A 26,477-nucleotide genomic window follows, 5' to 3' on the forward strand; every position below is an offset into this window, starting at 1 on the left:
GGGCGCATGCGCCGCGCCAGCTTCGTCGACATGAACTGCTCCATCGCCCAGAGCCTCGAGGTGATCGGGGAATGGTGGACGCCGTTGATCCTGCGTGACGCACTGATGGGCGTCACTCGATTCGACGAGTTCCAGTCACGGCTTGGAATAGCCCGGAACGTGCTCAGTCAGCGACTCGACACCCTCGTGGAACACGGGATCTTCACGACGGTCCAGTATCAGGAGCGGCCCGTCCGGCACGAGTATGTGCTCACGCCGAAGGGGCGTGACCTGTGGCGGGCGTTGATGATGCTCCGGCAGTGGGGCGATCGTTGGTATGCACCCGACGGTGCGCCGGTGGAAGTGGGTCACACATGCGGCTCGGTCGTCGAGGCTGAGCTGCATTGCTCTGAATGCGGCGAGCGACTGCATGCACGAGAACTCGAGCTCCGGCATGGTCCCGGTGCTCCAGACGGCGGAGTGCTGCCTAGTCGGTGACGGTCGACGGCCGTCGCGCGATCACTCCGTCGATCAGGAACTCGACGGTGTAGCGGAACTCGGCCTCGGCGTCGAACCGTGCGAGCTGCGGCGCCACTTCGACGACTGCTGACAGTTCGCTGCCTGCCAGGTCGGACTCCCGTCTGGCGATCGCCTCGGTGTCGGCGATGCCGAACGTCGGAACGGCGTTGACCTCGCGTAACAATGTGCCGACGAGTGCTGCGAGCGTCGCACGCATCAGATGCACGGCGTCGTCGGTGGAGAATCCTGCATGGTGCATCGCGGCGAGTGCCGTGTTCACCGGGGCGAGTGACGCCATCGACGTCAATTGCCTGGTCAAGATCAGCGGCGCGGCGGCGCGGTGATTCAGGGTGCCTGCTCGAAACGCGAAGGCGATGGCGCGCAGGTCGGTGCGCAGGTCGCCCGTGAGTTCCGGTGCGGTGATCGACCCGAGCAGGCGTTCGGCGACCGCGTCGAGAAGGTCGTCGATGCCGCCGACGTGGTTGTACAGGCTCTTCGGGTCGGCGGAGAGCTGACGTGCGACCGATCGCATGCTGAGCGCGTCGATGCCGTCGTCGTCGATCAGCTGCAACGCCGCGTCGACGATCGTCTCCCGGGAGAGTCGCGCTTCCCCCTTGGGCGGTCGCCCGCGGCGCGGTGAAAGGTCCACGGACTCATTGTGCCGCATACCTTGAGTTAATCCACGGTGTGGGTATATGTTGGCGGGAACTGCTGTAGGAGGCCGTCATGACCCGTTTTGAACTCCCGCCCGAGCACGTTCTCCGTGCCCGCGAGAAGCTGGTCCTCGATCACTTCCATGACGAGGTGGCCCAGGACTGGGATGCAACGCTGTCCACTTTCCCTCATCCTCACTACGAACTGATCGCACAGATGACCGTCCACGACGGCTCCCGCGAAGTCCGGGACTACTACCACGACACGCGCGTCGCGTTCCCCGACCAGGACCACGAGATCATCTCGTTCCGGCACACCGTCGACGCCGTGGTCGTCGAATTCTGGCTGCTCGGCACCCACCTCGGCCCGCTCGGCAAGATCCCGCCGACCGGATCGTCGCACCGCACGCGGATGACCGCCTACTTCATCTTCGACGCCGATGAGAACCTGATCGTCGAGCGCATCTACTTCGACCAGCTGACGATTCTCAAGCAGCTCATCGGTGGTCTCGACAAGCGCGACCCGCGCGACCTGCTGACAATCGGTCGGGCGGTGGTCGGGCTTCTCGCGATGTCGGGCGACGAGCCCGACTCCAGACTCCTCGACACCGTCCCGCCGCAGTTCGACTAGCTCTGCTCGGCGAGCGTTGACGCGATGTCGCGCAGCTGCTCGACCTGAGTGGACGAGAGCCGATCGAACACTCGCCGACGAACTTCGTCGACGTGACCGGGTGCGATGCGCACGAGCAGGCTCGCGCCGTCGTCGGTCAGGGAGACGTTCTGGATCCGTCTGTTCTCCGGGTCGGCGCATCGAGCGACCCAACCGCGCTTCTCCATGCTCGTGACCGCGTGGGTGAGACGTGACGGGCTGGTGAAGCTGTCGCGGGCTAGCTCTCCCATCGTCATGGTGCGATCGGGGGCGTTGGAAAGCAACGCGAGCATCGAGTAGTAGACGTGGCTGATCCCCGCGTCGGTGCGGAGCTGCTGGTCGAGTGCCTGAGGCAGTTGATTGATGACGGCGAGCAGGGGCAGCCACGCATCCATCTCCGTGGTGGTGAGCCAGCGAGGTTCGTCGGGCATCAGGCCGCCTGGAACGACCGCTTGGCGAGGCCCATCGCAAAGCCGTCGATCGCGGTCGTCACCGGTGCTGCCGGATCGGTCGCCGCGCCGAGGGTGACGAAGATCGGTGTGAAATGCTCAACCGTCGGGTGGGCGAACGGCAGTCCCGGAGCGAGGCTGCGGAATCGTTCGAGAGCGTCGACGTCGCCTCGCGAGAGGGCGTCGGCCGCCCATTCGTCGAACTCCGTCGACCACGTCGGGACGATGTCGGGGCGAGACCAGTTCAGGTAGGGCAGGCCGTGTGTCATGAACCCGGATCCGACGACCAGCACTCCTTCGGAGCGGAGCGCTTGCAGGCGCCGGCCGATGGCGAACAGCGACTGTGGGTCGTGTGTCGGCATCGACAGTTGCAGGACTGGGATGTCCGCCTCGGGGTACATGACCTTGAGCGGCAGCCACGCGCCGTGGTCGAGGCCGCGAGTGCGGTGCTCGTAGACGCGTTGGGTGTCGGGCAGGACGTCGATCAGGCGTTGCGCGAGACCGGTGTTGTCGGGGGTGTCGTATCGCATGCGGTAGTACATCGGGTCGAAGCCGCCGAAGTCGTAGACGAGTTCGGTCGGCGCAGTGCTGGTGATTCCGAGCTCGTCCGACTCCCAGTGCGCGCTCACGATGAGGATCGCGCGGGGCCTGGGCAGAGCTTGCGACCAGTCGTGCAATTGGCGCATCCACTCGGCGTCCTCGAAGGTCGGAGGCGCTCCGTGGGACAGGTACAGCGCGGGGAGGGGTCCGTCGTCTGGAGTCCAGGCACGGTGGGGCGTCGCCGCGGCGACGGCTGCGGCGTGGACGAGATGGCGTGCGAACGGGTGATCGGCGCGGATAGTCGCGTCGGCCAGCGCGGTGGTGCTGTGTGCAGCTGTCATCGAAGACCTCCGAGCAATTGTTTCAAAGTTGAAATGACTATACCTCCAAACATTTCAACTTTCAAATACGGGGAATGATTGTCAGAGGTGCGAGCTATGTTCAGGGCAGATCGAATCGATTCGGGGGGTCGGGGGACATGTCGACGGCAATGGATATGGAGTGGGACGATGCGATCGGGCGGGCCGTGACTGCCCAGCGGCTGCGGTCCTATCGGCTCGTCACGCGGGGTGACGAGCACGCGGCTCTGCGCCTGTACGACTGGAACTCTGTGGCGGCTGCCGCGATCCTGGTCACGGTCGCGATGGTGGAGGTGACCGTCCGGAATGCGATGGACGGACAGCTCATGGCGTGGGCGGGCAGGCGAGGGGACTCATCCTGGTTCGACACGATCCCCCTCGACGATCGCCATCTCGGCGATCTGGAGCGGGCGATGAGAGCTGTGGAGCGAGGGCCCGGCGGGTCGGACTTCCGCGGCAAGGTCGTCGCCGAACTCGGATTCGGATTCTGGCGCTGCATCGTAGCGGAGCGGTACCTGACGACGTTGTGGGTTCCGGCGCTCAACAGGGCGTTCCCGAACGGGTATCGCGACGTCAGGGACCGCCGGGCGCGGGTCGAGCGGCACCTGTCGGGGCTTGTGACCGTGCGGAACCGAGCGGCGCATCATGAGCCGATCCATCGCCGTGACCTGCTCGGCGATCTGAGGGCGGCGGTTGAGCTCGCGACGTGGGTGGACGCCGACGCCGGCGCCTGGGTGGCCGCCAGATCGCCGCTGGAGGGGGTGGTCCGGCGCAAACCGCGTGTGGGGTGATCGGCGGGGTTGTCGTGAAAGAGTGGGAGGCATGACTCTGACTCTCGCGACGCAGGTCGCGCTGATCGCAGCCGGCGTGATCTTCCTGTGGGCGCTGGTTCTCGGTGTGTGGAAGTTCGCGCAGATCATGCGCAGTCCGGACGGCGCGGCGCACATCTACGTCGACATCGCGCACCGTGCCGCGCTCATGTACTCGTTCGCGACGGCGATGCTCGGCGTGTTCGTTCAGTTCAGTGCGTGGAGCACGGCCGTGAACCTCGTCGCGCTGGTCGTGGTCGTGTTCTTCTTCGTCACCGCGATCGCGTCGTACTGCCTGCACGGCGCCCTCCGCGACACGGAGAACCAACTGCATCCGAAGTCGCCGATGATGACCGCGTCGATGGTCGCCCTCATCGTCGGCGAGATCGGCGGAACGTCAGTGATCCTGCTGGGGTTCGTCGTCGAGCAGGTCGGATAGAGGAGCTGACATGGATGTGAACGAAGTGCGGCGCAGTGTCGCCCAACGAATCGGCGATGGGGCCATAGCGACGACGCCGACTGAAGCGCAAGCGATCAGCGGCATTCCGCATGGCTGGGCGGATGTGGTCGGTGAATGCGACGCCGAGATGCGCCGACGTGTGGCCGAACAGTGGAGAAGAGGCGCACCCAGACTGCCGCGCGTCGCGGACCTTCTCGAACGAGAGCTGCGACATATCTGGGTTGCGGAGAGTGCTGCTCGGTATCACTACCTCAAGGATTTCGAGTTCGGAAACCACCGGAATGCGCCCGACTTCGGGACGACTGAGATCGTGATGATCTACATCTTTGACCACTATCGTCATGACGACCGATGCGAACTGTGGATAGGCGGCCCGCCGTACACCGGGCCGATACCCGACTGGTGGGACACTGCGGTTCCGGTGCTGGGCACGTTCGCGACCGATCTCCACGACGGATTCATGGACTACATGGGTTGGTGCGGCATTCTCTCGGTGTCGAACGTGCACACGGTGTACGACAGGCTCATCCGCTGGACAGACCCCGACATGGATGAGATGAACGTGTTCGCCTCGGACGCTCCTCAAGCGCCTGAACTGGATCGGTCGGAGTGGCCCGATTTCGGGCAGCTGGTCGTCCTCGCCGAGCATCAGACATGGGACGCGTGGGCGATCGACAGGACTCGAGTGCACGCCGGGTGGACCGGCGACAACGAGTACTTTCATCCGACGGAGGACGTTGCGGCGGACATTGACGAGTTGATAACAATCGTTCTGAGACCAATCGAGGACACGAACGAATCCGACGCACCTGATACGCCGGGTGTGTCGCTTGTCGACGCACCCATGACCGACTTCCCTCGTCCGCCGGTGTTCGCGGCAACCTCAGTGATCGCCGCTGCGTATCTCACTGGCGCAGTGGGCGCCGTCCTTCGGACGGCACCGTCCTCAGTAGTGCGGAACCTCGCAGCGGTACCCACGCCAGAAGGATTCGCGCGGTGGTCCGATGGTCAGGAGCGTCTCCGCCGGATTGCAGACATGCCATGGCCGACAGATCTCGACGTGAGGGCCGCAGACGCGGACGGTAGCGTGCCGGCCATCTCGGTTGCCGACACAGCCGCCATCCACGTCGAGGTCTTCCGTTCGACGCGGACCTTCGTGACGGTGCTCGGCTTCGAAGTTCCGCCCGGCACAGGATTCGGAGTCGGCGAAGCACAGCACGCGATGGCATTCGCAGATCCGTCCGGAGTCCGCGGATTCGCGGTGAAGTCCGACATCGCGCAGATCAGCGGTGCCCAGAAGGCGCTCGGTGTGTCCATGCTCATCAGTGGACCACCGGCCGACCGGACGTTCGCTCAGCACTTGGTCGTGGCGAAAGTATCCGACAACATCCGATTGCTGGTGATCGTCTCGCCGGAACTCACCAGCGAGACGTGGGTGGCGAACGTCGATCAGGATCTTGCCGTCGAAGTGATGCGGCGAGCGGTCGCGGTGCTCTGTGAGGACGTGCACTGCGGGCAATAGGGCCGCAAGTGACCGCCGTCACCGCGCATTCACTACGGTGGCGACATGGGATCCTACGCAGACGCCTTCGCTCGCAGCATTGATCACCCCGACGACTTCTGGCTCGAGGCCGCGGCCGGGGTCGACTGGATCACCCCGCCGACGCGTGCGCTGGACGACTCGAACCCGCCGATCTACCGATGGTTCCCCGACGGGTCGCTGAACACGTCGGCCAACGCGCTCGACCGCCACGTCGCATCGGGCCGAGGTGATCAGGTCGCCTTGATCTGGGACTCGGCGATGACGTCCACCGTCCGGACGTACACCTACGCGCAGCTGCTCGACGAGGTCGCGGCGTTCGCGGGAGTGCTTGCGGCGCAGGGCATCACCAAGGGCGACCGCGTGGTGATCTACCTGCCGATGATCCCGGAGGCGGCGATCGCCATGCTCGCCTGCGCCCGCATCGGTGCAGTCCACTCGGTGGTCTTCGGCGGATTCGCAGCGCCCGAACTCGCCACCCGGATCGACGACGCAGAGCCGGTCGCGGTGATCACCGCGTCGGGCGGTCTCGAGCCGGGCCGCGTCGTCGAGTACCTCCCGCTGGTGAAGGCCGCGATAGACCAGGCGACCTCCGCGCCGAGCACGGTGATCGTGAAAGACCGGGCCGAGGTGCCCGGTTCAGCGTCTGACTACGTCGGCTGGCTCGACTGGGACGCCGAGCGCGCGGCAGCGTCGCCCGCTGCTCCCGTCGAGGTGGCGGCCACCGATCCGTTGTACATCCTCTACACCTCGGGAACCACGGGGAAGCCGAAGGGCGTGGTCCGTGACAACGGCGGCCACGCGGTCGCACTGACGTGGTCGATGCGGAACGTCTACGACATCTCGCCGGGCGACGTCTGGTGGACGGCGTCCGACGTCGGCTGGGTGGTCGGCCACAGTTACATCGTCTACGGGCCGCTGCTCGTCGGCGCCACAACCGTCATGTACGAGGGCAAGCCGGTCGGAACGCCCGACGCAGGCGCGTTCTGGCGGGTGATCGACCAGCACCAGGTGGCCGCACTCTTCACCGCGCCGACCGCGATCCGCGCGATCCGCAAGGCAGACCCCGACGCGACCGAACTCGCCGAGTACAACACGTCCACGCTGCGTACCCTGTTCGCGGCGGGGGAGCGGCTCGACCCCGACACCTACACCTGGGCGTCCGAGGTGCTCGGTGTGCCGGTGGTCGATCACTGGTGGCAGACCGAGACCGGCTGGGCGATCGCCGCCAACCTCCGGGGCCTCGAGCCGATGCCGATCAAGGCGGGATCGCCGACTGTGCCGGTGCCCGGGTACGACGTCGAAATCGTCGACGCGACCGGCGGAGCGGTGGCCGCAGGCGGGGAAGGCAACATCGTGATCCGGCTACCGCTGCCGCCCGGCACCCTCGCTGGACTCTGGCGTGACGAGGATCGGTTCCGTGCGTCGTACCTGAACACCTTTGAGGGCTACTACCTCACCGGCGACTCGGGATTCATCGACGCCGACGGCTATGTCGTGGTCCTGGGACGGTCGGACGACGTCATCAACGTCGCCGGTCACCGACTGTCCACCGGCAGCATCGAGGCCGTCGTGGCCGCACATCCTGCCGTCGCCGAGTGCGCCGTCATCGGGATTCACGACGATCTCAAAGGCCAGCGTCCGAGCGGGTACGTCGTCCTCAAGGCGGGCGTCGACATCGACGACGACACTCTGCGGTCCGAACTCGTGCAGCGGGTGCGCGACGAGATCGGGGCGGTCGCGACGTTCCGTGACGTCACCGTGGTGGCGTCACTGCCGAAGACTCGCTCGGGCAAGATCCTCCGCAAGACGATGCGGCAGATCGTCGACGGCGAGGAGTACGCGGTCCCGTCGACGATCGAAGACGCGTCGGTGCTCGATGCGCTGGTGGAGCAGCTGAGCCGTCGCTAGCCCAGCACGCCGGGCCTGAGCATCCGGCGCATCACACGCATCACGTCGTCGACGGTGGTCGACGCATCCTCCGAATGCTCGACGATGGCGGCGTTGACCGCGCCCAGGTAGGCAGCCCACGCGAGTGGGTCCGACGCGGTGACGTCCATGCCCTGCTGCGCGCCGCGCTCAGAAACTGCGGCCAGCAACGAGGCCCACTGGAGCCGACGTTCGCGACGGTGAGCCTCGAAGCCCGGGCTCACGCCGACCACCTCGATGAAACTCACGCGGATGCGTTGCGGGCTGTCGGCGTAGTACATGACAAACGCCGTGATTCCCGCACCGAACATCTCCTCGAGAGTGGACTGCTTCTCGAGTTCGACGGCGATGGCGTCGGAGACCGCGGCCATCGCGGCGTCCTGCGTCTCGTCGTACAGCGCCTTGAGGAGATCCTCCCTGTCGGCGAACACCTCGTAGAACTGCCGCGACGACAATGCGGCGTGTTTGCACACGGCGGGGATGGACGTCCCCGCATATCCCTGCGTTCCGAAGAGCTGCAGGCCCGAGTCCAGGAACCTGGCGCGGCGCAGTCGGCGGCGGTCGTCGACGGACTGTCCTCGATAGTTCCTGGACTCGGTCACTCATCCAAACTACTTGCCACGCCCGATCGCCGCGCCGAACAGTGCGGCGAGGTCGGTCCCGATGGTGCGGGAGAACGTGGGCCACCATTTCGCGTCGGTCGCCATCGACAGTTCATCGCGAGTGGTGCAGCCCGGCGTCGCGGGCTTCCCGTCGAGCCGGTCCTTCAGCCACAGGAACGCCATCGGCGCACCGGCGACCTCACCGATGATGTGCTCGGACAGGTGGTCCCGGGTGTAGGTGATCGACGGCCCGGGGGCGGCGCAGTACTTCTTCACCAGAGTGTTCACCTGGCCGACGGGGACGATCTCGTCGAGCTGCGAGTTCCAGATGTACATCGGCATGTCTGGGCGGGCGCGTCCCATTCGGGTGTCGGAGAGAAGCCGCTTGACGCTGGGCGCGTTGAGCGCGCCGCCGGGCCAGTCGATGAGTCCTATGTTGTTGAGGAACGGGAACGTCGCGGCCTGGTATTGGACGCAGAGTGGACCCTTCAGGTCGCGGAGGCCTTTGCCGAGCGGGTTCAGCCGACGGTCGAGGAACGAGTCGAAGTACTTGTACTCGCGAGCCAGGCCGAAGACGGCGCCGAGCACCAAGCCGCTGGTGGCACCGTTCTGCGCGGTGCGCAGAAGCGAACCCAGGTCGGCGGGCACGCCGCCTTCCGCGGCGCCCACGATGTTCAGCTCGGGCGCATACGACTGCTTCAATTCGGCGGTGTGGCCAGTCACGATGGCGCCGCCGGAGTAGCCGTACAGGCCGATCGGCGAGGCGTCGGTGATCGTCGACGGGGCGAACTGCTTGGCGGCCCGCAGGCTGTCCAGCGTGATCCGCGCGCCGAGCGGACCCGCGGCATAGGCGTGGTTCGGCCCCTCATGGTCCGGCAGGACGAGTGCGTAGCCCTGCGCGAGAAAACCCTGTCCGACCAACAGTTCGGCCGGCGCCACGACCTGACCGAGCAGCGGACTCGCGTTCAGGTGTTGGATCGCGTACGACGTCGAACAGTAGCCCGCGGTCGAATCCTCGGCGATCTGCATGGAGATCACCTTGCGCGGGCCCTTCGTCGTGCCGCGCGGCTTCAGGATCGTGGTGACGGCGGGAATCGCCCGTCCGCTGGTGTCGGTGGAGCGGAACGACAGCTGCCAGGCGTCGACGTTGAGCGGTGCGACGCCGAAGTTCGCCGCGTTGATTCGGCGAGCTCCGAGGATCTCGCCGGGGGCTGCCGCGGCGACTCGCGACTGGGCGGGCCGATAGAAACTCGAGTCCAGTTCCTGCGGCAGCGGCACCAATGGCGCCGGAGCCACCCGGACGGACGACGGTGCGGCTGCCACCGGGGCCGCGATGAGCGACACTCCAGCGGCGGCTGCGACCAGGTATGCGATCGCCTTCTTCACGCGCATGACGTTCTCCCCTTCATTGTGAAACATCAACATTTCAGAATTGAGAGGAGAATACGCCGGTGTGCTTCAGCGCACAAGAGGCTCAGAAGGTGACGGAGCTCAGAACCACGCACGTCGCAGTGCCGAGAACCAGCGAGAGCAGCAGATTTCGGCGCCACAGATGGACGCCGATCGTCACCGCGGCGCCAATCGTCTCCGGGAAGCCGTGTCGCGGCGACCCGAGGTCGACTTTGAGCAGGCAGTACAACGCCAGGATGAGCACGGCGCCGGCGGGCATCGCGGTGCGGAGGAACTTGACTGCCGGAGTGTCGCGCATGCTCTGCGGCAATGCGAACGGAGCGGCGCGCAATGCGAACGTGATCGCCGCCGTGACGGCTATCGCCGAGAGCAGGTAGGCGGTGCTAGGCATGCGAGCGCGCTCCTTCCTTCGCTGCGTAGCGCAGCAGGATTCCGACGGTGAACAGGGAGATCGCGACGATCAGCATCGCCTCGGGTGCGATCAGATGGGCGATGACACCCGCGACGACGGCGATCGTCGCGGTCGCTGCGTCGCGGGACGCGTCCACTGCGTCGACGGCGAGGATCAGGAACAGTGCGGTCAAGACGAAGTCGAGCCCGGACAGACCGCTGAGCAGTGTCGGTCCGGCGAGTGACCCGGTGAGCGCGCCGAGCACCCACGAGACGTGCAGGCCCGCCTGGGTCCACAGCAGCTGACGACCAGACCATGCGCCGCCCGCGGGTGATGTCGCCATCACGTACGCCTCGTCGACGAGTGCGTACACGCCGTACGTCTTGGCGCCGCGCCCACGAAGCTTGTGGATCGGGAACGACAGCCCGTAGAAGAGGTGTCGGGAGTTCACCAGGGCCGCGGTCGCGGCGATCACCGCGAGGGGAGTGGCGACTGCGAAGAGCCCCACGAGGATGAACTCGGCCGACCCGGCGAATATGACCGCCGACATGACCGGCGCCACCCACCAGTCGAATCCCGTTGTGCGCGTGAGGACTCCGAACCCGAGGCCAAGCGCGAAAAGGCCGAGCCAGACCACACCCGCAGCCTTCGCGGCCGGCGGCAGGCCTTCGAGGAGTCGAACGATCTTCATGTAGCAATTCTAGGAATTCTCGCCCGCAATGTGCTGTCTTGTTCTGGCGCGATGGTGGACGTTTGAGCAATGATCTAACCGTGGATGCTTTAGATCGAGCCATAATCAAAGAGTTGCAGCGAGACGGCCGCGTGACGAATCAGGAACTGGCTTCACGGGTGGGCCTGACGCCTGCGCCATGTCTTCGCCGAGTCCGACGTCTCGAAGCCGACGGGGTGATCCGCGGCTACTCCGCGGTGGTCGATCACGACGCGATGGGGCTCGGGTTGGAGGTGATCGTCAACGCCGAGCTCGTGGCAAAAGACTGGGAGACGGTCCGCGACTTCGAGAGTCGGGTGGCGGCCATGGACAGCGTGGTCGAACTGCGTCGAATGTTCGGCCTGCCCGACTACCTGATCCGCGTCCGAGTGCGTGACACCGCGGAATACGAGCGGTGGGTGACGGCCGATCTCATGGGCGACCCGGCGATCGCCCGGCTCGACTCCAGGATGACTATGAAAGTCCTCAAGGGCAGCTCGTGACCGAATGCAGGAGGACCCCACCGGTCGGTGAGGTCCTCCTGTGCGAAACGGGTGCTGCTACTTCAGTTCTGAACTGCTCTTGCCGAGCACTCGACGCGCGATGATCAGCTGCTGGATCTGCTGGGTGCCCTCGAAGATGTCGAGGATCTTCGAATCACGGGCCCACTTCTCCAAGAGCGTGCGCTGCGAGTAACCGAGCGTCGACGCGAGTTCGACGGCCTTGTTGGTCACGTCGGTGCCGGTGCGTCCGGCCTTCGCCTTGCTCATCGAGGCTTCGAGCGAGTTCGGCATCTTGTTGTCGGCCATCCACGCCGCGCGCAGCGACAGGAGATACGCGGCCTCCCAGTCGGACTCCAGGCGGATGAACTCGGCCGCGGCGGCGGGCTGATCTGCTGCAGGGCGGTCGTAGTCGATCTCGATGCCTGCGTCCTCGAGCAGCTTGCGCAGCTCCTCCAGGGCGGCCCGTCCGACGCCGACGGCCATCGCGGCCACCATCGGGCGGGTGTTGTCGAAGGTCTGCATGACCCCGCCGAAGCCCTTCTTGACGTCCACCTCGGGCGAGCCGAGTAGGAACGTCGCGGGGATGCGGCAGTCCTCGAAGCGGATCACGGCGGTGTCGGACGCGCGGATGCCGAGCTTGTGCTCGAGACGAGCGATCGTCACGCCGGGGTGCTTGCGGGGGACCACGAAGCTCTTGATCGCAGCGCGACCGAGACTGCGGTCGACGGACGCCCACACCACGATGTGCGATGCACGCGAACCCGCGGTGACGAAGATCTTCTCGCCGTTGAGCACGTACTCGTCGCCGTCACGGACCGCTGTGGTAGTGACCGCCGCCGAGTCGGACCCGAAGCTCGGCTCGGTGATAGCCATCGAGGCCCACACCTCGCCGCCCATCTCCTCGATCTGCTCGTCGGTGGCGACGGCGGCGATGGCCGCATTGCCGAGGCCCTGGTACGGGATCGACAGCATCAGGCCCACGTCGCCGTACGACGCCCACAGGGCGTTGAGGACGGACTGCATGTTGCCGCCGTTGGCGTTGTAGCCCTCGGGACGTTCCTTGTTCGCGTCGCCACGGCCGCCTGCGGCTCCCGCGCCGGCCTGGCCTGCGGCGGCGAGGCCGTTGTACAGGTTGGCGAGGGTGTCGAGCTCTACCGGGTACTCGTGCTCGGCGAGGTCGTACTTGCGGCTGATCGGGCGGAAGATCTGCAGGGCCGCCTGGCGGGCCTGGTCGATCGTCGGCTCGAGCTTCTTCGGGAGTTCAAGATTGATTGCCATGTGAGGCTGCTCCTTCTCAGGTCGTCGTCCGTCAGAGGACGATGACGCCCTCGCCGATGCCCGCGCCGCGCAGATCGCGGTACCAGCGCTCCACCGGGTGCTCCTTGGTGAAGCCGTGGCCGCCGAGCAGCTGCACGCCGTCGAGGCCGATCTGCAGGCCCTTGTCGATGGTCAGCTTGCGAGCGAGCGCGGCCTCGCGAGCGAACGAGAGTCCCTGCTCGGCGCGTGACGCGCCGCGGAGCGTCACCAGACGCAGACCGTCGATCTCGGTGGCCATGTTCGCGACCATGAACGCCACGGCCTGGCGGTTGGAGATCGGCTCGCCGAAGGCCTCGCGCTCGTTGACGTAGGGGACCACGTAGTCGAGCATCGCGGTCGCGGTGCCGACGGCGAGAGCCGACCAGCCGAGGCGCGACAGGCGCACCACGTCGCGGTACGCGGCGGCTGCCTCGTCACCCTCGACCTCGCCGAGCAATGCGGTGGCGGGCACCGACACGTCGTCGAGGATCAGGCGGCCCATGCCTGCGGCACGCAGGCCCATGCCCGGGTCTGCCTCGACGGACAGGCCCTTGGTGTCGGATTCGACGATGAACAGGGCCGGACGGCCGTCGAGCTGTGCGCCGACGATGAACAGCTCGGAGCTGCCTGCGGCGGGCACGAAGCTCTTCACGCCGTTGAGGCGGTAGCCGCTCGGGGCGCGGGTGGCCTTGGTCTGCAGCGCGAACGCGTCGAAGAGCGGACGCGGCTCAGCGATGACAACGGCCGACGTCGGGACGTTCTCACCCGCGTAGTCGGGGAGGTAGGTGCGCTGCTGGCCGTCGCTGCCGAAGTTGGTCAGCGTGGTCGCGACGCCGCTCGGTGCGAGCAACGGCACGGCGAGGCCCATGTCGCCGTAGGCCATGGCCTCGGCGACGAGCGCGTTGGTGACGACGTTGCGATCGGTGGCTGCGCCGTCGAGTTCCTCGGGCACGTTGATCATCGTGATGCCGAGCTCGGCCGAACGCTTGAGGATGTCCTCCGGCGCAGTCGCGGCGTTGTCCGCGTCGTACGCCGCCGGACGCAGGATCTCAGTGGAGAAGTCCTTGACTGTCTCGGCGATCATCGCCTGCTCGTCGTCGGGGTTCAGGTTGAAGAATCCCTTGGACGAAGTGGCCGGACGCTGCGGCTTGCCGCCGCCCGCGACCTGCGTGAACGCGCGGTTCGCTGCGCCGAGGGTCTTGAAGCCGGTCTTCGTGGCTTCGTAGGCCACCCGGTTGATCGGTTCGCGCAGGCCGTACTTCTCGGCCAGATCGGATCCTGTGATGGCGGTCAGGACGCGCATCGCGGTTCCGATGGCGCTGCGCTTGTGGGGTGCGTTGCCGACGGACGACGTGTCGCGGGGCTCGGTGTTGGTTGTCATTTCCTCACCAGATGTGTCGAGTGAACGGACCGGCGGAGTTCTTACTCCGTAGTAAGAACTGACCTTACTCCGCGGTAAGAAAGTTGTCACGCGTCAATGGCGAAGTCGTCTCGGGCAGCGACGAGTAGCGTCGAGAACATGCTGTTCACTCACCTCGAACACTCCTGCGTCCTCGTCGAGCACAACGGGACGCGGGTCCTCTTCGACCCGGGGACCTTCTCCACCGGATTCGAGACATTGACTGGGCTGGACGCGATTCTGGTGACCCACCAGCATCCCGATCACGCCGACCCCGCGCGCCTGCCCGCACTCGTCGAGGCCAACCCCGACGCCGTCCGGTACGCCGACCCGCAGACCGCGGCGCAACTCAACGCCCGCGACGATGCGGGTCGGTGGTCGGTGATCGGGCCCGGAGAACTCCTCACCGTCGGAGCGTTCACCGTGCGCGGCACCGGAGGGCGACACGCGGTGATCCACCCTGAACTGCCCGTGATCGACAACATCTCGTACGTCCTCGACGTCGACGGCCGACCCGGTGCGTTCTGCCACCCCGGCGACAGCCTGTACATCCCGTTCGAGCGCATAGACGTCCTCGCGTTGCCCGCCGCTGCGCCGTGGCTCAAGATCAGCGAGCCGATCGACTACCTGCGTGCCGTGAATCCGCGGATCGCTTTCGGCATCCACCAGGCCGTCCAGTCAGACGCCGGTCGTGCCGTCCACAACGCACGTCTCTCCGAGATGGCGCCCGACGGCACGGACTACCGAGTCCTCCCGGTCGGCGAGGCCGTCGAGCTCTGAGCTCATCGCAAAGCGGCGAGGACCTCGTCGTGCAGCAGCCCGTTCGACGCGACGGCGCTGCCGCCTGCGGGCCCGGCGCTCCCGTCCAGGGCTGTGAACCGCCCGCCGGCCTCGCGGACGAGGATGTCCAGGGGAGCGAGGTCCCACAGGGACACCTCGGGTTCGGCGGTCACGTCAACCGAACCCTCGGCCACGAGGCAGTAGTTGAAGAAGTCGCCGTACCCGCGGACCCGCCACACGCTGTCGGTGAGGTCGATGAACTGATCTCGGATTCCGAGGTCCTTCCAGCCGGAGAGGCTCGAGAACGCCAGTGACGACGACGCGAGGTCGCCGACCTTCGAGACGCTGATCGAGCGTTCGACCCCGTCGTGCGAGGTGAACGCACCCGCACCCGCCGACGCCCACCATCGCCGATTCAATGCGGGCGCGCTGACCACTCCCACAACGGGAACGCCGTCGACCAGCAGAGCGATCAGCGTGGACCACACCGGGACGCCGCGGACGAAGTTCTTGGTGCCGTCGATCGGATCGATCACCCATTGGCGGCCCTGCAGCACCTGGTCGCCGCCGAACTCCTCGCCGAGCACGGCGTCGTCGGGCCGGGCGTGCTGGAGCCGGTCCCGCAACAGTCGTTCGCAGGCGAGATCGGCGTCGGACACCGGAGTCAGGTCCGGCTTCGAATCGACCTGGAGGTCGAGTGCGCCGAAGCGGGTGGAAGTCAGAGCGTCTGCGGCAGTCGCGAGCTCGAGGGCGAGGGCGAGATCGGACGCGTGTTCGGAACCTGCGGAGTCAGTGGCCACGCGGCAACGCTACCGAGAAAGTACGCAGGCCGCGACGGTAGGGTGAGGCCATGCCGTCGTGGATACTCGTCCTGTTCACCGCGCTGTTGATCGTGAGTGTGATCCTGCTGAAAGTGTCACGCGGAAACGGTCCGGCGGGTGGGTTCGGCATGGCCTCGGCCGGCCGCGGATTCGTCGACGGCACGATGACGATCACAAGTGCGGCCAGCGGCGCCATGGACCGGAACGGCGCCCGAACCTGCACCATCGCAGGAACGATCATCGGTCCGGATGCGCCGGGGATTGAAGTGTACGGGCGCGTGGTCCTGCCGTCCGGAGCTGTCGAGCCGAGGCCGGGTGAAGATCGGCCCGTCGTGTACAAGCCCGGTAAAGAGGAATCCACCTGGCGTTTCGGGACCCTCTCCGACTCGGTAGGCTGACCGGGTGCATCCCGAAGCCTCTGCCGACCTCGAATCGCTCGACGCCACCTTGACCACGGTCGAGAAAGTGGTGGATCTCGACGAACTCCGCCGCCGTATCGACGAGTTGGAGATGCAGGCGTCCGATCCGGACCTGTGGAACAACCAGGATCACGCGCAGAAGGTGACGAGCGAGCTGTCCCACGCCCAGAGTGAGTTGCGGCGCGTCACCGAACTCCGGTCACGGCTCGACGATCTGCCGGTTCTCTACGAACTCGCCGAAGCCGAAGAGGGCGACGACCAGGCCGCCGCGATCGCCGACGCCGACGCCGAGCGAGCCGACCTGCGGCGCGACATCGCCGCGATGGAAGTGAAGACCATGCTCGCCGGTGAGTACGACCCGCGCGAGGCCCTGGTCAACATCCGTTCCGGTGCGGGCGGCGTCGACGCTGCCGACTGGGCGCAGATGCTCATGCGCATGTACATCCGGTGGGCTGAGCAGCACGGTCACTCGGTGGAGGTGTACGACACGTCGTACGCCGAAGAAGCAGGTCTCAAGTCGGCGACCTTCGCGATCAAGGCACCCTACATGTACGGGACTCTCTCTGTGGAGCAGGGCACCCACCGCCTGGTCCGCATCAGCCCCTTCGACAACCAGGGTCGACGACAGACGTCGTTCGCCGAGGTCGAGGTGCTGCCCGTCGTCGAGACCACCGACCACATCGACATCGACGAGAACGATCTGCGTGTCGACGTCTACCGCTCGTCGGGCCCCGGCGGACAGTCGGTCAACACGACCGACTCGGCCGTCCGCCTGACCCACGTTCCGACGGGCATCGTCGTGACGTGTCAGAACGAGAAGAGTCAGCTGCAGAACAAGGCCGCCGCGATGCGCGTCCTGCAGGCCAAGCTCCTCGAGCGCAAGCGTCTTGAGGAACGCGCCCAGATGGACGCCCTCAAGAGCGACACCGGCGCCAGCTGGGGCAACCAGATGCGCTCGTACGTCTTGCAGCCGTACCAGATGGTCAAAGACCTGCGGACCAACGTGGAGAGCAACAACCCGAGCGCCATCCTCGACGGCGACCTGGACCGCTTCATCGAAGCGGGCATCCGCTGGCGGATGGACGAGAACGCGTAGGGCTCGCCTATGAAGCCGCAGGTCACGTACCTCGTCGACACTCTCGGGCTCCCATCGTGGATGCGGAAGTGGGAAGAATGGCTGGCCGTCGACTTCGTCAGCATCCTGTTGTGGATCGTCGGAGCGATGTTGCTGGTCCGCTGCATCCGCTGGGCCGCAGACAAGTACTCCCAGCGCACGGTGACGCGCTTCGAGAACAGCGACGACATCGTCCAGTCCGAGGACATGAAGCATCGTCGGGCACTCGTCGACGTCGTGGCCTGGACTCTCATCGCCATCGTCGTCGTCGTGGTGGGACTGAGACTGCTGTCGTCGTGGGTCACCACATCGAGCCTCGTGGGACTGAGTGCTGTGCTCGGCGCCGCGCTCGGTTTCGGTGCACAACGCATCGTGCAAGATGTGCTGGCAGGCTTCTTCATCATCGCCGAGCACCAGTACGGGTACGGCGACGTCGTGAAGCTGTCGGTGTCCGGCAGCGACGCCGAGGGCACCGTTGAAGATGTCACTCTCCGCGCGACGCGGTTGCGCAGTTCGGACGGCGAGCTGATCACCGTCCCCAACGGCCAGATGATCAAGTCGACGAATCTGTCGAAGGACTGGGCGCGAGCCGTCGTCGACGTCCCCGTCCCCGCTGACGCCGACATCAACGTGGTCAACGAGACCCTTCGCGAGGTGGGCCGCCGCTTCTACGCCGACCCGAAATGGCATCGCCTGCTGCTCGACGAACCGACGCCGCTGGGCGTGATCAACCTCGAACTCGATTCGTTGACCGTCCGCATCGTCGCGCGCACGCTGCCCGGTCAGCAGTTCGGAGTCGGTCGCGCGCTGCGGTCGGAGATTGTGTTCGGTCTCTGGCAGCACGGCGTCGACGCCACGTCCGCCGAGGCCACTGCGTCCGACGACCTGACCGAGGGGAGCGCGGAATGATCGACCCGACACCGAGCGGGCGCAATCCGGTGCCCGTCGAACCCCAGACCCGCCTGGAGAAGCTCGCGCATCGGATGCGGCACGTCTACCACACGAGACTGCGCACCACGACGCTTGTGCTGTGCGCAGTCTGGCTCGGCCTGCTGGCGTTCTACGGGTTCTCGTCCGGGCACTACAACCCGCCGGAGGACAAGACCGCACCGGTGACGCAGACGCGGCAGACACCGGTTCCGGAGACCACACAACCCGAAGCGCCGACATCGACGGAGGAATCGACGCCGACGACCACCGAGGACACCACGGAGCCGACCGACACGTCGACGACGGACGAGCCGGCGAATCCACGCCGATCGGCACCCGCCGAGACCCGGTTGAGCACCACTCCGACGGCCGACCGGGACACCGACACGACGACGCCGGAGACCAGCACCGGTCGCTGACGGGTGCATCATCAGTACACTTGGTCAGCGTGATCAAGCTGTCGAATGTGACGATGCAATACGCGAAGTCGACCCGGCCCGCGCTCTCGGACTTGACGCTCGAGATCGACAAGGGCGAGTTCGCGTTCCTGATCGGCCCGTCCGGCTCGGGCAAGTCGACGTTCTTCCGTCTGCTTCTCAAAGAGGACCGGCAGACGTCGGGCGACACGTGGGTCGGCGACTTCCACGTCAACAAGCTCAAGGGACGTCAGGTCCCGAAGCTGCGACAGTCGATCGGCTGCGTGTTCCAGGACTTCCGCCTGCTGCAGCAGAAGACCGTCGCCGACAACGTCGCGTTCGCGCTCGAAGTGATCGGGAAGCCGGCGTCGACGATCCGCGAGGCGGTGCCGGAGACACTCGAGTACGTAGGACTCGCGGGTAAGGCGAACCGCATGCCGCAGGAACTGTCCGGTGGCGAGATGCAGCGGGTGGCGATCGCCCGCGCGATCGTCAACCGTCCGGCTCTGCTGTTGGCCGACGAGCCGACGGGCAACTTGGATCCCGAGACCAGTGAGGAGATCGTCGACGTCCTCGACCGAGTGAACAGGGGTGGCACGACGGTCGTGATGGCCACGCACGACAGGCACATCGTCGACTCGATGCGCCGTCGCGTCGTCGAGTTCAACAACGGTTCCCTTGTCCGCAACGACGACTACGGCGTGTACGGCATCGGCTGAGCCGACCGTAGACAGGAGAGACAAGCACCTCATGCGCGCGAACTTCATCATCCGCGAGGTCCTCAACGGACTTCGGCGGAACATCACCATGACTGTCGCGATGGTTCTGACCACCGCGATCACCCTCGGCATGCTCGGCGGCGGAATGCTGGTGATCCAGATGGCCGACAAGAGCCAGAAGATCTTCCTCGACCGGGTCGAGATGCAGTTCTTCATCAACGACGCCGTGACGAAGGCCGACCCGAACTGCCTGTCCGCACCGTGCACGACGCTCCGGACGAATCTCGAAGCCGAGCCCGGGGTCGGTTCGGTGACGTTCATCAGCCAGGATCAGGCGTTCCGCACGGCGAAGGCGGCGTGGGAGAAGGATTCTCCTGAACTGGCCGACTTCATCCGCAAGGAGGCGTACCAGGGTGCGCTCCGCGTCCGAATGGACGACCCGAGTCGTTTCGGCGACGTGCTCGACAAGTTCTCTCGGGCGGAGGGCGTCGACGGTGTCCTTGATCAACGTGACCTCGTCAAACGCATCTTCAGTGTGCTCGACGGCGCGCGGAACGCCGCGTTCGCGATCGCCGCGGTCCTCGCCGTCGCGGCGATCCTGTTGATCGTCAACACCGTTCAGATAGCGGCGTACACCCGCAAGACGGAAGTGTCGATCATGCGGCTCGTCGGCGCGACGCGGTGGTACACGCAGTTGCCGTTCCTGCTGGAAGCGGTGGTCGCCGCGGTCGTCGGCGCGCTCCTCGCGATCGGCGGCCTGTTCCTCGCCAAGATATTCTTCTTCGACAAAGCGCTCGAAGACCTCTACGGTGTGAACATCTTGGCGCGCATCACGACGGCCGACGTATGGTTCGTCTCTCCGTGGCTCGTCCTGTCCGGCATCCTGCTGGCGGGTCTGACGGCCTACGGCACGTTGCGCGTCTACGTCCGCGAATGAACACGAGTGATCAGGAGGTGAATCGTGCCTAGAGAGAAGGGCAAAGCGGTGATCGCGACCAACCGCAAAGCTCGGCACCTGTACACCATCCTGGACACGTACGAGGCCGGCATGGTGCTGCAGGGCACTGAGGTGAAGGCGCTGCGCGAGGGTAAGGCGTCTCTCGTCGACGCGTTCGCGACGATCGACGACGGCGAAGTGTGGATCAACGGTCTGCACATCGCGGAGTACGGCAGCGGAACGTGGACCAACCACGCACCTCGGCGCAAACGGAAGCTGCTGCTCCACCGGCGCGAGATCGACAATCTCATCGGGAAGATCCGTGACGGCAACTTGACGCTGGTCCCGCTGCAGATGTACTTCTCCGATGGTCACGCCAAGCTCGAACTCGCCCTTGCACGCGGTAAGCAGGCGCACGACAAACGCCGTGACATCGCCGAGCGAACGGCCAAGCGTGAGGTCGAGCGCACCATCGGCCGCCGCGTGAAGGGCATGTGAGCGCTCACCCGAGCTGACGAGGTCAGCGGATGGGCAGCGTGAGCGTCTGTTGCGCGCCCGCGGTGATCGTGACCGGCGCCGGGACGGAGCCGCCGCGGTAGTTCGTCGAACCGCCGGACACCAGGACTAGAATTCGATGGCCGCGGTCGAACCGGTGGACGAACGCTGGAACGGTGATCGTGGCCGGGCGGGTGGGGTCGGCGATCCTGGTCGGCGCGACTTGGTCGCCCACTGTCGTCACCTGCCCCGACGGCGCGACGTCCTGGATGCGCACGAACACGACCAGCCGGTCCGCCACAGGTGCGAACGGACGGACGTTCGTCCGCAGTCGGAGCTTGACGGTCGGGGCACCGACGACGTCGGTCGATCCTCGAAGAGGCGCCGAGTCCCAACGTGCGAACGTGCCGGGGACGTCATGGCTCGGGGCGGTGATCAACTTGAGGCCGTCGGGAGAGTCGCCCGTGGTCGGCAGGCCGAACGGCGGGGTGGTGAAGTGCGCAGTCCGGTCGACGAACGGGTAGGTGACGGTGGAATCGAGGTCGACCTCGGCCGATGTCGCATACGCCGGAGCCGCGTCTCCTCGGTACGACACCCAGTCGCGGAAGTAGGCGAACGTCGGCCCGGTCGACCCCGGTGAGCCCGCGAGATAGTGATCGATCCACTCGATCTGCCGTCGCGCGACGTACTGCCTGGCGGGATCAGGGCGTTTCTCGTCGAAATCGCCGGGGGCGGCTGGACCGGAATGACCACCCGAGTACCAGATGAGTCCGGTCGGCACCCCGTTGGCGCGCAGACCGCGGTACGTCGCGAGAGATTCGTTGAGGTTGAAGAGTGTGTCGTTCTGCCCCTGGATCAGCAAGGTCGGGATGCGGACCCGATCGAGATATCGGGCGACCGATCCGGCTCGGAGCCTGTCGACCACTCGCGGCTCGGGAACGCCGGACGTGATCCCCTCGACCACCCCGTCGCACACTTCGCGCGGAAAGTTCGGACATCCGGTCAGCCGGTCGGGGGTGACGGCGGGGTCGGTCACGCCGGAGACGATTCCGCCTGCGGCGAACGTCATGCCCCAGTTGATCTTCGCGGCGCCCGGGGTTGCCGTGGTGACGCCCCGGGTCTGGCCGACGCTGTTCGGGAAGACGGAGTACGACAGGTCGTTCCACGTCGCCATCGGGACGATCGTGTCGAGGCGCGGGTCGACTGAGGCGGTCGCGAACTGGATCTGGCCGCCGTACGATCCGCCGACCATGCCGACCCGTGGATCGTACGCGTGGTGTCGTCCGTCCGAACCGCGGTCGTCGAGCCGGACGTTCCTGACGGGAGCTGCGGGGGCTCGATGCGATCGGTCGCGGTAGGCGATTCCACTCGACCCGCCGAGATAGCTGATGAGCTTCGACGCGGCTCTGCCGTCGATCGACGGGGTGTCGAGCGTGACGCGGCATCCGGAGCCGCCGAACCCGAGTCCGGAGTAGGCGAGGACCACGTACCCGCGCTTGGCGAACATCAGTGCCGAGCCTGTGAGGTCGTCCTTCGATCCGGCGAATCCGTTTGTCGTCAAGATCGCAGACGCGGGCGTCGAACGAGTCGCCGAGGACGGTGTGTACAGGTCGCCGACGATGTCGCACCCGCCGCCCGCGTCGAAGTGAAGCGTCTGGATGGTGACGGCCTGGGGACGCGCGTGAGCCGGTCCAGGCCACGCCGTCGCACTGACTGCAACGACAGCGAGCGCGGCGAGTGCACGGATACAGAGTGATCTGGTTCTCGTCACGCACATGACGTTACCCAGGTCTCAAGGAGAAACCGACTGCGACACCGGGCATGGAGAATAACGGGATGATTCTTCCCGGCAGGTTGGTTATCATTAGATGTCCGCCGGAAACGGGGGACACCACCTAGGGGCCGATCGGTTTCGACTACGTGCATCGAGGTGGGGGAAGCGTGTCGGTGCAGGCTAGAGACCACCGTAAGCGTCGCAGCAACCAATTAAGCGCCGATTCCAATCAGCGCGACTACGCACTCGCTGCTTGATCAACGAGGCTAGTCTGTCGGCCCGGTTCTAAGTTCCCGGAACCGGATGCCGGCATCAGCTAGGGAACTCACTGTCGTCGCCGGTCGCGGACGGCGACAGGACAACAAACAGCGACTGGGATCGTCATCCCGGCTTGTTCGTGAGACCGGGAGATCCAAGTAGAGACATAGCGGACTGCACACGGAGAAGCCCCATTGACGTGACGGAGGACCCGGGTTCAATTCCCGGCGGCTCCACTCTAGGCCCCCGACCTGCTCGTCAGGTCGGGGGTTTTCTCGTCGGCGAGGGCACCTGCGGAACGACAAAACGCCCTCGACCCGGGGAGGTCGGAGGGCGCCTTGCGGAAGGGGCGTCGAGTTACTGCACGCCGGAGAAGACGTGCGTGAGAGCCTCGAGGACGTGGGGATTGTCCTGGATGGTGTTCCACAGCCACTGATCGAACATGAAGACCTCTTTACCTAGTCTGGGTGAATCATTCGGATGACACAGTAAATCACGTCGGTGTCATCCCGCCTGCCGCTTGGCGAACACTCGGAGTGCGTCCAGGTAACCCGGCACGTAAATAGACCTCGGGGCGAAGATCGTGCGTCCGAGGGCCCGCAGATCGTCGGGGTTGTACTCGATGTCGTTGCGCGTCATGCTGTGCGTTCCGTCAGGAAAGTCCTTGACGGTCAACGTGTTCGGCGGCATCGTCGCCCGGTAGACGCGCTCGGTCTCGGCGACGTCGACGTTCCGGTCACGACCGCCGAGGATCAGCAGCGTCGGGATCGAGATGCGTGCGATGTCGGCGGTGGAGTCCGAACGGAAGTTCCGCGAGACGAAGCCCCACCGTTCGGCGGTCATCGGATCGGGGTCCACCCCGGACGCGCGATACGTCGCGTAGTCGGCTCCCGCCTTCAAGAGCTGGATCTGGCGGGCACGACGCCCCAACTCGGACGCCACGCGGTCGGGAGACGCTCCCGCCGCGGCGAGGTCTGCGCGCAGGTTGAACTCGCCCTGGCGCAGCCAGTTGATGGCTGGGCCCACGAGGATCATGAACCGTAGGTCAGGCCGTGCTCGGGCCACTTCGGGGAGCACCCAACCCGCCTGGCTGACGCCCCACGCTCCGATACGCGTGGTGTCGATGTCGTCGCGTGTGTGCGCCCAAGCGATCGCCGCGTCGACTTCGGCGGCCCGATCCTGCATCGACTGATCGAGCCAGTCGCCGGGGGCGCCGTCGACGCCGGGCTTGTCCCACGAGAGGCTGGCGAAACCCGCCTTCGCGAAGGCGTCCCACAGTGGCTTGTAGGCGTCGTCGCGGCTCGCGTTGGCAGGGCCGTCACCGTGCACGAACACCACCAGCCCGGATGGGCCGCTCGACGCCGCTGGTCGGGCGAGGACACCGTGCAGCTCACCACGCGGACCCTGGATGGTGACGCGCTCCTCGTGGAACTTGAAGTCGTTCGCCACGAGCACCCACACTGTGACGCCGAGGACCAGCGCCACGATGGTGCCGATCGCCGCCAGCGTCAGTTTCTTCCTGCGGCTCACAGTGTGAGCTTAGTCTGCGGACTCGGGTGCATCAGACCCCTGGTCAGCCGCCGATCGGACCGTAGCCGTCACGCCACACCGCGACGACTGCCGGACGCGGTTGCGAGTCGCCGCCGTCCGGCCAGTGCGAGAACGGCTTGTCCGCCGAGTGATCGTCCTCCTCGCCGGGATGCTGGACGCAGACGATGACACGCTTGTCCCCGATGATCGGACCGCATGTCTCGGCGGCGCGCGGCACGGTGAGGAACTGTTTGGTCTCGCCGCGACGGTCGCCTTCGAGGGCGACGGCGAACAGGCCGTCATTGCTGTCGAGGGCGTTGCCGTCGGTGGAGATCCACAGGTTGCCGTGAGGATCGAACGCGACATTGTCCGGGCAGGAGATCGGGCTGACCTGGGTCTTGTCGAACCCGCCGTAGTAGGTGTCTGCCTCGTTGGGGTCGCCGCAGACGAGGAGCAGGTCCCAGGTGAAGGTCTCTCCGGCGTGATCGTCGGTCATCTCGAGGATCTGACCGTTCTTGTTCTCGTTGCGCGGATTCACTGCATCGGGACCGGGCTTGCCGTCGACGCCGCGTTTGGTGTTGTTGGTGAGCGCGCAGTACACCTTGCCGTTGGTCGGGTGCGGTTCGATGTCCTCAGGGCGGTCCATCTTGGTGGCGCCCGCCTTGTCGGCGGCCAGTCGGGTGAACACGGCGACCTCGGCGGCCGTCATGCCCTTGATGTGCGAGGTCGCAGAGCCGTCGGCGGCGACGGTCATCAGCTTGTGCCAGCGACCGGAACCGGCCGCATCGTCGACCGAGACCGGCTTCTCGCTGCTGAACTCGGCCACGTACAAGGTGCCTTCGGTGAGGATGCCCATGTTGTGTCGGAGGTCGCCGTCCTTGATCTTGCGGCTGGACACGAACTTGTAGATGTACTCGAAGCGTTCGTCGTCTCCGGTGTAGGCGACGACGGTGCCGTCGGCGGTGACGTGGATGTTCGCCGACTCGTGCTTGAGACGACCGAGCGCGGAGTGCTTGAGCGGAGTCGACTTCGGGTCGGTCGGGTCGACCTCGACGACGTATCCGAAGCGATTGGCCTCGTTGGGGTCCTTCTCGAGGTCGAAGCGCGACTCGTATCGACTCCACTGGTGGTAGTCGGCGTCTTCTTCGAAGCCGTACCGGTCGAGACGTTCGGACGCAGTCTTGTCGGTCACCTTCCCGAAACCTGAGAAGTAGTCGGGGAAGTTCTCTTCGCCGGACAGCATGGTGCCCCACGGGGTGATGCCGCCCGAGCAGTTGGCGATGGTGCCGTGGATCGTCGTGCCCGCGGTGTCGGCTTTGGACTTGACCAGGTCCGTGCCTGCGGCCGGACCGGTGAGCCGGAACGGGGTGTCGGCGGTGATGCGACGGTTGCGGGGTCCGATGACGGGAGTCAGGGAGCCGTCCTTCGACGAGCCGGCGACTTCGAGGACCGTGATGCCGTGCGCGGCCATCGAGATCCGCGCCTGCTGTTCGGTCGGCTCCTTCTCCTTGTAGCCGCGGAACATGAACTGCTCGGTCGTGTACTCCTGGTTGACCACCAGGTAGTACTTGTCCTTCTCCCCGGTGATGGGGATGAGGCCGGCGAAGTCGTTGTTGAAGCCGAACTGTTTGGCCTGCGCCTCGGGGGTCTGCTCGTCGAAGTTGAACTCCGGGGCTCCGGGCAGAACGGGGTCGCCCCACCGGATGACGACCTTCTGCTGGTACCCCTTCGGGATGCGGAGGGCGTCGTCGGTGTTCGGTGTGACGGGGTCGAAGCGCATGCCTTCGAGGGGGCCGCTCGACGCTGTGCTGCCGCCGTCGTCGCCGCACGCGGCGAGCATCGACGTGGCGCCGACCGCGACGACGGCGCCCACGGTGCCGCGCAGCACAGTGCGACGCGACAGTGCTGTGCGGGCGACGTCTCGGAAATAGGGGTTGTCGCTCTTGTTGCCGGGCTCGTGCCAGCACGCCTCGCCGCACTTGTACTTGCAGGTGGTGCGGGACCGGGCCGAACGGCCGACGTCCGCTCCGCCGATGGTGAACAACTGCAACGGGATACGCATGGAGATGCCTTCACTCAGAGTGCTGG

At 66.0% G+C, this 26,477-nt stretch carries 28 protein-coding genes and 1 other RNA gene; 16 read left to right on the forward strand and 13 right to left on the reverse strand.

The features are described from left to right. Nucleotides 1–6: 6 nt before the first annotated feature. Nucleotides 7–477 carry a winged helix-turn-helix transcriptional regulator gene (locus tag WFK36_RS02975; RefSeq protein WP_336789523.1) on the forward strand — a complete coding sequence of 157 codons (471 nt, stop codon included), beginning with the start codon at nucleotides 7–9 and terminating at the stop codon, nucleotides 475–477. Here the strand turns inward: WFK36_RS02975 and WFK36_RS02980 are convergent. Next, nucleotides 467–1,147 (reverse strand): TetR/AcrR family transcriptional regulator C-terminal domain-containing protein, encoded by a 681-nt coding sequence (locus tag WFK36_RS02980; protein ID WP_336789525.1) that lies wholly within the window; start codon nucleotides 1,145–1,147, stop codon nucleotides 467–469. The two genes, WFK36_RS02975 and WFK36_RS02980, sit on opposite strands and share 11 nt — an antisense overlap. A gap of 77 nt (nucleotides 1,148–1,224) precedes the next feature. On the opposite strand from WFK36_RS02980, the gene WFK36_RS02985 reads away from it, so the two are divergent. Beyond that, nucleotides 1,225–1,782 (forward strand): ester cyclase, encoded by a 558-nt coding sequence (locus WFK36_RS02985; protein ID WP_008375807.1) that lies wholly within the window; start codon nucleotides 1,225–1,227, stop codon nucleotides 1,780–1,782. Here the strand turns inward: WFK36_RS02985 and WFK36_RS02990 are convergent. Together WFK36_RS02990 and WFK36_RS02995 are read right to left on the reverse strand one after the other, a co-directional pair. Continuing rightward, complete coding sequence (locus tag WFK36_RS02990) at nucleotides 1,779–2,231, reverse strand: MarR family winged helix-turn-helix transcriptional regulator (RefSeq protein WP_336789527.1); 453 nt, start codon at nucleotides 2,229–2,231, stop codon at nucleotides 1,779–1,781. The two genes, WFK36_RS02985 and WFK36_RS02990, sit on opposite strands and share 4 nt — an antisense overlap. Further along, complete coding sequence (locus tag WFK36_RS02995; protein WP_336789529.1) at nucleotides 2,231–3,130, reverse strand: dioxygenase family protein; 900 nt, start codon at nucleotides 3,128–3,130, stop codon at nucleotides 2,231–2,233. The genes WFK36_RS02990 and WFK36_RS02995 overlap by 1 nt, the downstream gene beginning before the upstream one ends. Nucleotides 3,131–3,267: 137 nt before the next feature. On the opposite strand from WFK36_RS02995, the gene WFK36_RS03000 reads away from it, so the two are divergent. From WFK36_RS03000 to WFK36_RS03015, 4 genes are read left to right on the forward strand one after another with little or no spacing between them, the layout of a single operon-like run. After that, nucleotides 3,268–3,939 carry a hypothetical protein gene (locus WFK36_RS03000; RefSeq protein ID WP_336789531.1) on the forward strand — a complete coding sequence of 224 codons (672 nt, stop codon included), beginning with the start codon at nucleotides 3,268–3,270 and terminating at the stop codon, nucleotides 3,937–3,939. 31 nt (nucleotides 3,940–3,970) lie between these two features. Then, the gene (locus WFK36_RS03005) at nucleotides 3,971–4,396 is read left to right on the forward strand and encodes a hypothetical protein (protein WP_336789533.1); all 426 of its coding nucleotides are present in this window, start codon (nucleotides 3,971–3,973) and stop codon (nucleotides 4,394–4,396) included. A 10-nt stretch (nucleotides 4,397–4,406) separates the two neighbouring features. After that, nucleotides 4,407–5,939, forward strand: coding sequence for a hypothetical protein (locus tag WFK36_RS03010; RefSeq protein WP_336789535.1), 1,533 nt, complete (start codon nucleotides 4,407–4,409; stop codon nucleotides 5,937–5,939). Nucleotides 5,940–5,984: 45 nt separating this feature from the next. After that, nucleotides 5,985–7,868 carry a propionyl-CoA synthetase gene (locus WFK36_RS03015; RefSeq protein ID WP_336789537.1) on the forward strand — a complete coding sequence of 628 codons (1,884 nt, stop codon included), beginning with the start codon at nucleotides 5,985–5,987 and terminating at the stop codon, nucleotides 7,866–7,868. On the opposite strand, the gene WFK36_RS03020 is transcribed toward WFK36_RS03015, so the two are convergent. The 4 genes from WFK36_RS03020 to WFK36_RS03035 all read right to left on the reverse strand — a co-directional run bounded on the left by WFK36_RS03020 (nucleotide 7,865) and on the right by WFK36_RS03035 (nucleotide 10,980). Continuing rightward, a complete protein-coding gene (locus tag WFK36_RS03020; RefSeq protein WP_336789539.1) occupies nucleotides 7,865–8,488 on the reverse strand; it encodes a TetR/AcrR family transcriptional regulator in 624 nt (207 codons plus the stop codon). The genes WFK36_RS03015 and WFK36_RS03020 overlap by 4 nt on opposite strands. A gap of 9 nt (nucleotides 8,489–8,497) precedes the next feature. Continuing rightward, the gene (locus WFK36_RS03025) at nucleotides 8,498–9,880 is read right to left on the reverse strand and encodes a lipase family protein (protein ID WP_336789543.1); all 1,383 of its coding nucleotides are present in this window, start codon (nucleotides 9,878–9,880) and stop codon (nucleotides 8,498–8,500) included. An 82-nt stretch (nucleotides 9,881–9,962) separates the two neighbouring features. Continuing rightward, nucleotides 9,963–10,289: a branched-chain amino acid transporter permease gene (locus WFK36_RS03030; RefSeq protein ID WP_336789545.1), complete on the reverse strand. Its 327-nt coding sequence runs from the start codon at nucleotides 10,287–10,289 to the stop codon at nucleotides 9,963–9,965. After that, nucleotides 10,282–10,980: an AzlC family ABC transporter permease gene (locus tag WFK36_RS03035; protein ID WP_336789547.1), complete on the reverse strand. Its 699-nt coding sequence runs from the start codon at nucleotides 10,978–10,980 to the stop codon at nucleotides 10,282–10,284. Before WFK36_RS03035 ends, WFK36_RS03030 begins: the two co-directional genes overlap by 8 nt. Nucleotides 10,981–11,060: 80 nt before the next feature. Between WFK36_RS03035 and WFK36_RS03040 the strand changes: the two genes are divergently transcribed. Further along, nucleotides 11,061–11,501: an Lrp/AsnC family transcriptional regulator gene (locus WFK36_RS03040; protein WP_336789549.1), complete on the forward strand. Its 441-nt coding sequence runs from the start codon at nucleotides 11,061–11,063 to the stop codon at nucleotides 11,499–11,501. A 57-nt stretch (nucleotides 11,502–11,558) separates the two neighbouring features. Here the strand turns inward: WFK36_RS03040 and WFK36_RS03045 are convergent, their stop codons facing one another. Both WFK36_RS03045 and WFK36_RS03050 read right to left on the reverse strand, forming a co-directional pair. After that, nucleotides 11,559–12,779 carry an acyl-CoA dehydrogenase family protein gene (locus WFK36_RS03045; protein WP_205329197.1) on the reverse strand — a complete coding sequence of 407 codons (1,221 nt, stop codon included), beginning with the start codon at nucleotides 12,777–12,779 and terminating at the stop codon, nucleotides 11,559–11,561. 31 nt (nucleotides 12,780–12,810) lie between these two features. Continuing rightward, nucleotides 12,811–14,178 (reverse strand): acyl-CoA dehydrogenase family protein, encoded by a 1,368-nt coding sequence (locus tag WFK36_RS03050; RefSeq protein ID WP_008375793.1) that lies wholly within the window; start codon nucleotides 14,176–14,178, stop codon nucleotides 12,811–12,813. Between the two features lie 138 nt (nucleotides 14,179–14,316). Between WFK36_RS03050 and WFK36_RS03055 the strand changes: the two genes are divergently transcribed. Further along, nucleotides 14,317–14,976 (forward strand): MBL fold metallo-hydrolase, encoded by a 660-nt coding sequence (locus WFK36_RS03055; RefSeq protein WP_336789553.1) that lies wholly within the window; start codon nucleotides 14,317–14,319, stop codon nucleotides 14,974–14,976. Nucleotides 14,977–14,978: 2 nt separating this feature from the next. On the opposite strand, the gene hisN is transcribed toward WFK36_RS03055, so the two are convergent. Continuing rightward, nucleotides 14,979–15,776 carry a histidinol-phosphatase gene (gene hisN / locus WFK36_RS03060; RefSeq protein ID WP_336789555.1) on the reverse strand — a complete coding sequence of 266 codons (798 nt, stop codon included), beginning with the start codon at nucleotides 15,774–15,776 and terminating at the stop codon, nucleotides 14,979–14,981. Nucleotides 15,777–15,826: 50 nt separating this feature from the next. Here hisN and WFK36_RS03065 point away from each other — a divergent pair, with 50 nt between their 5' ends. Genes WFK36_RS03065 through smpB form a run of 7 tightly spaced genes read left to right on the forward strand, consistent with a single transcriptional unit; the run spans nucleotide 15,827 to nucleotide 20,830 of the window. After that, nucleotides 15,827–16,195, forward strand: coding sequence for a hypothetical protein (locus WFK36_RS03065; RefSeq protein WP_336789557.1), 369 nt, complete (start codon nucleotides 15,827–15,829; stop codon nucleotides 16,193–16,195). A gap of 4 nt (nucleotides 16,196–16,199) precedes the next feature. Continuing rightward, a complete protein-coding gene (prfB, locus tag WFK36_RS03070; protein ID WP_205329192.1) occupies nucleotides 16,200–17,312 on the forward strand; it encodes a peptide chain release factor 2 in 1,113 nt (370 codons plus the stop codon). Between the two features lie 9 nt (nucleotides 17,313–17,321). Further along, nucleotides 17,322–18,239: a mechanosensitive ion channel family protein gene (locus WFK36_RS03075; RefSeq protein WP_336789559.1), complete on the forward strand. Its 918-nt coding sequence runs from the start codon at nucleotides 17,322–17,324 to the stop codon at nucleotides 18,237–18,239. Continuing rightward, nucleotides 18,236–18,679, forward strand: coding sequence for an Rv3103c transmembrane domain-containing protein (locus WFK36_RS03080; RefSeq protein ID WP_336789561.1), 444 nt, complete (start codon nucleotides 18,236–18,238; stop codon nucleotides 18,677–18,679). The genes WFK36_RS03075 and WFK36_RS03080 overlap by 4 nt, the downstream gene beginning before the upstream one ends. Nucleotides 18,680–18,708: 29 nt before the next feature. Continuing rightward, nucleotides 18,709–19,395, forward strand: coding sequence for a cell division ATP-binding protein FtsE (ftsE, locus tag WFK36_RS03085; RefSeq protein WP_008375786.1), 687 nt, complete (start codon nucleotides 18,709–18,711; stop codon nucleotides 19,393–19,395). A gap of 31 nt (nucleotides 19,396–19,426) precedes the next feature. Next, nucleotides 19,427–20,332, forward strand: coding sequence for a permease-like cell division protein FtsX (ftsX, locus tag WFK36_RS03090; RefSeq protein ID WP_008375785.1), 906 nt, complete (start codon nucleotides 19,427–19,429; stop codon nucleotides 20,330–20,332). 24 nt (nucleotides 20,333–20,356) lie between these two features. Further along, nucleotides 20,357–20,830 carry an SsrA-binding protein SmpB gene (gene smpB, locus WFK36_RS03095; RefSeq protein ID WP_008375784.1) on the forward strand — a complete coding sequence of 158 codons (474 nt, stop codon included), beginning with the start codon at nucleotides 20,357–20,359 and terminating at the stop codon, nucleotides 20,828–20,830. 22 nt (nucleotides 20,831–20,852) lie between these two features. On the opposite strand, the gene WFK36_RS03100 is transcribed toward smpB, so the two are convergent. Beyond that, complete coding sequence (locus WFK36_RS03100) at nucleotides 20,853–22,604, reverse strand: CocE/NonD family hydrolase (protein WP_336789566.1); 1,752 nt, start codon at nucleotides 22,602–22,604, stop codon at nucleotides 20,853–20,855. Between the two features lie 121 nt (nucleotides 22,605–22,725). Between WFK36_RS03100 and ssrA the strand changes: the two genes are divergently transcribed. Next, nucleotides 22,726–23,098, forward strand: a transfer-messenger RNA (tmRNA) gene (gene ssrA / locus WFK36_RS03105). Nucleotides 23,099–23,363: 265 nt separating this feature from the next. Here ssrA and WFK36_RS03110 read toward each other — a convergent pair. Together WFK36_RS03110 and WFK36_RS03115 are read right to left on the reverse strand one after the other, a co-directional pair. Beyond that, a complete protein-coding gene (locus tag WFK36_RS03110; protein ID WP_336789568.1) occupies nucleotides 23,364–24,389 on the reverse strand; it encodes an alpha/beta hydrolase family protein in 1,026 nt (341 codons plus the stop codon). 43 nt (nucleotides 24,390–24,432) lie between these two features. Then, the gene (locus WFK36_RS03115; protein WP_336789570.1) at nucleotides 24,433–26,451 is read right to left on the reverse strand and encodes a PhoX family protein; all 2,019 of its coding nucleotides are present in this window, start codon (nucleotides 26,449–26,451) and stop codon (nucleotides 24,433–24,435) included. Nucleotides 26,452–26,477 lie beyond the last annotated feature (26 nt).

It is taken from the genome of Gordonia malaquae, from assembly GCF_037148075.1.
Classification (GTDB): Bacteria; Actinomycetota; Actinomycetes; order Mycobacteriales; family Mycobacteriaceae; genus Gordonia; species Gordonia malaquae.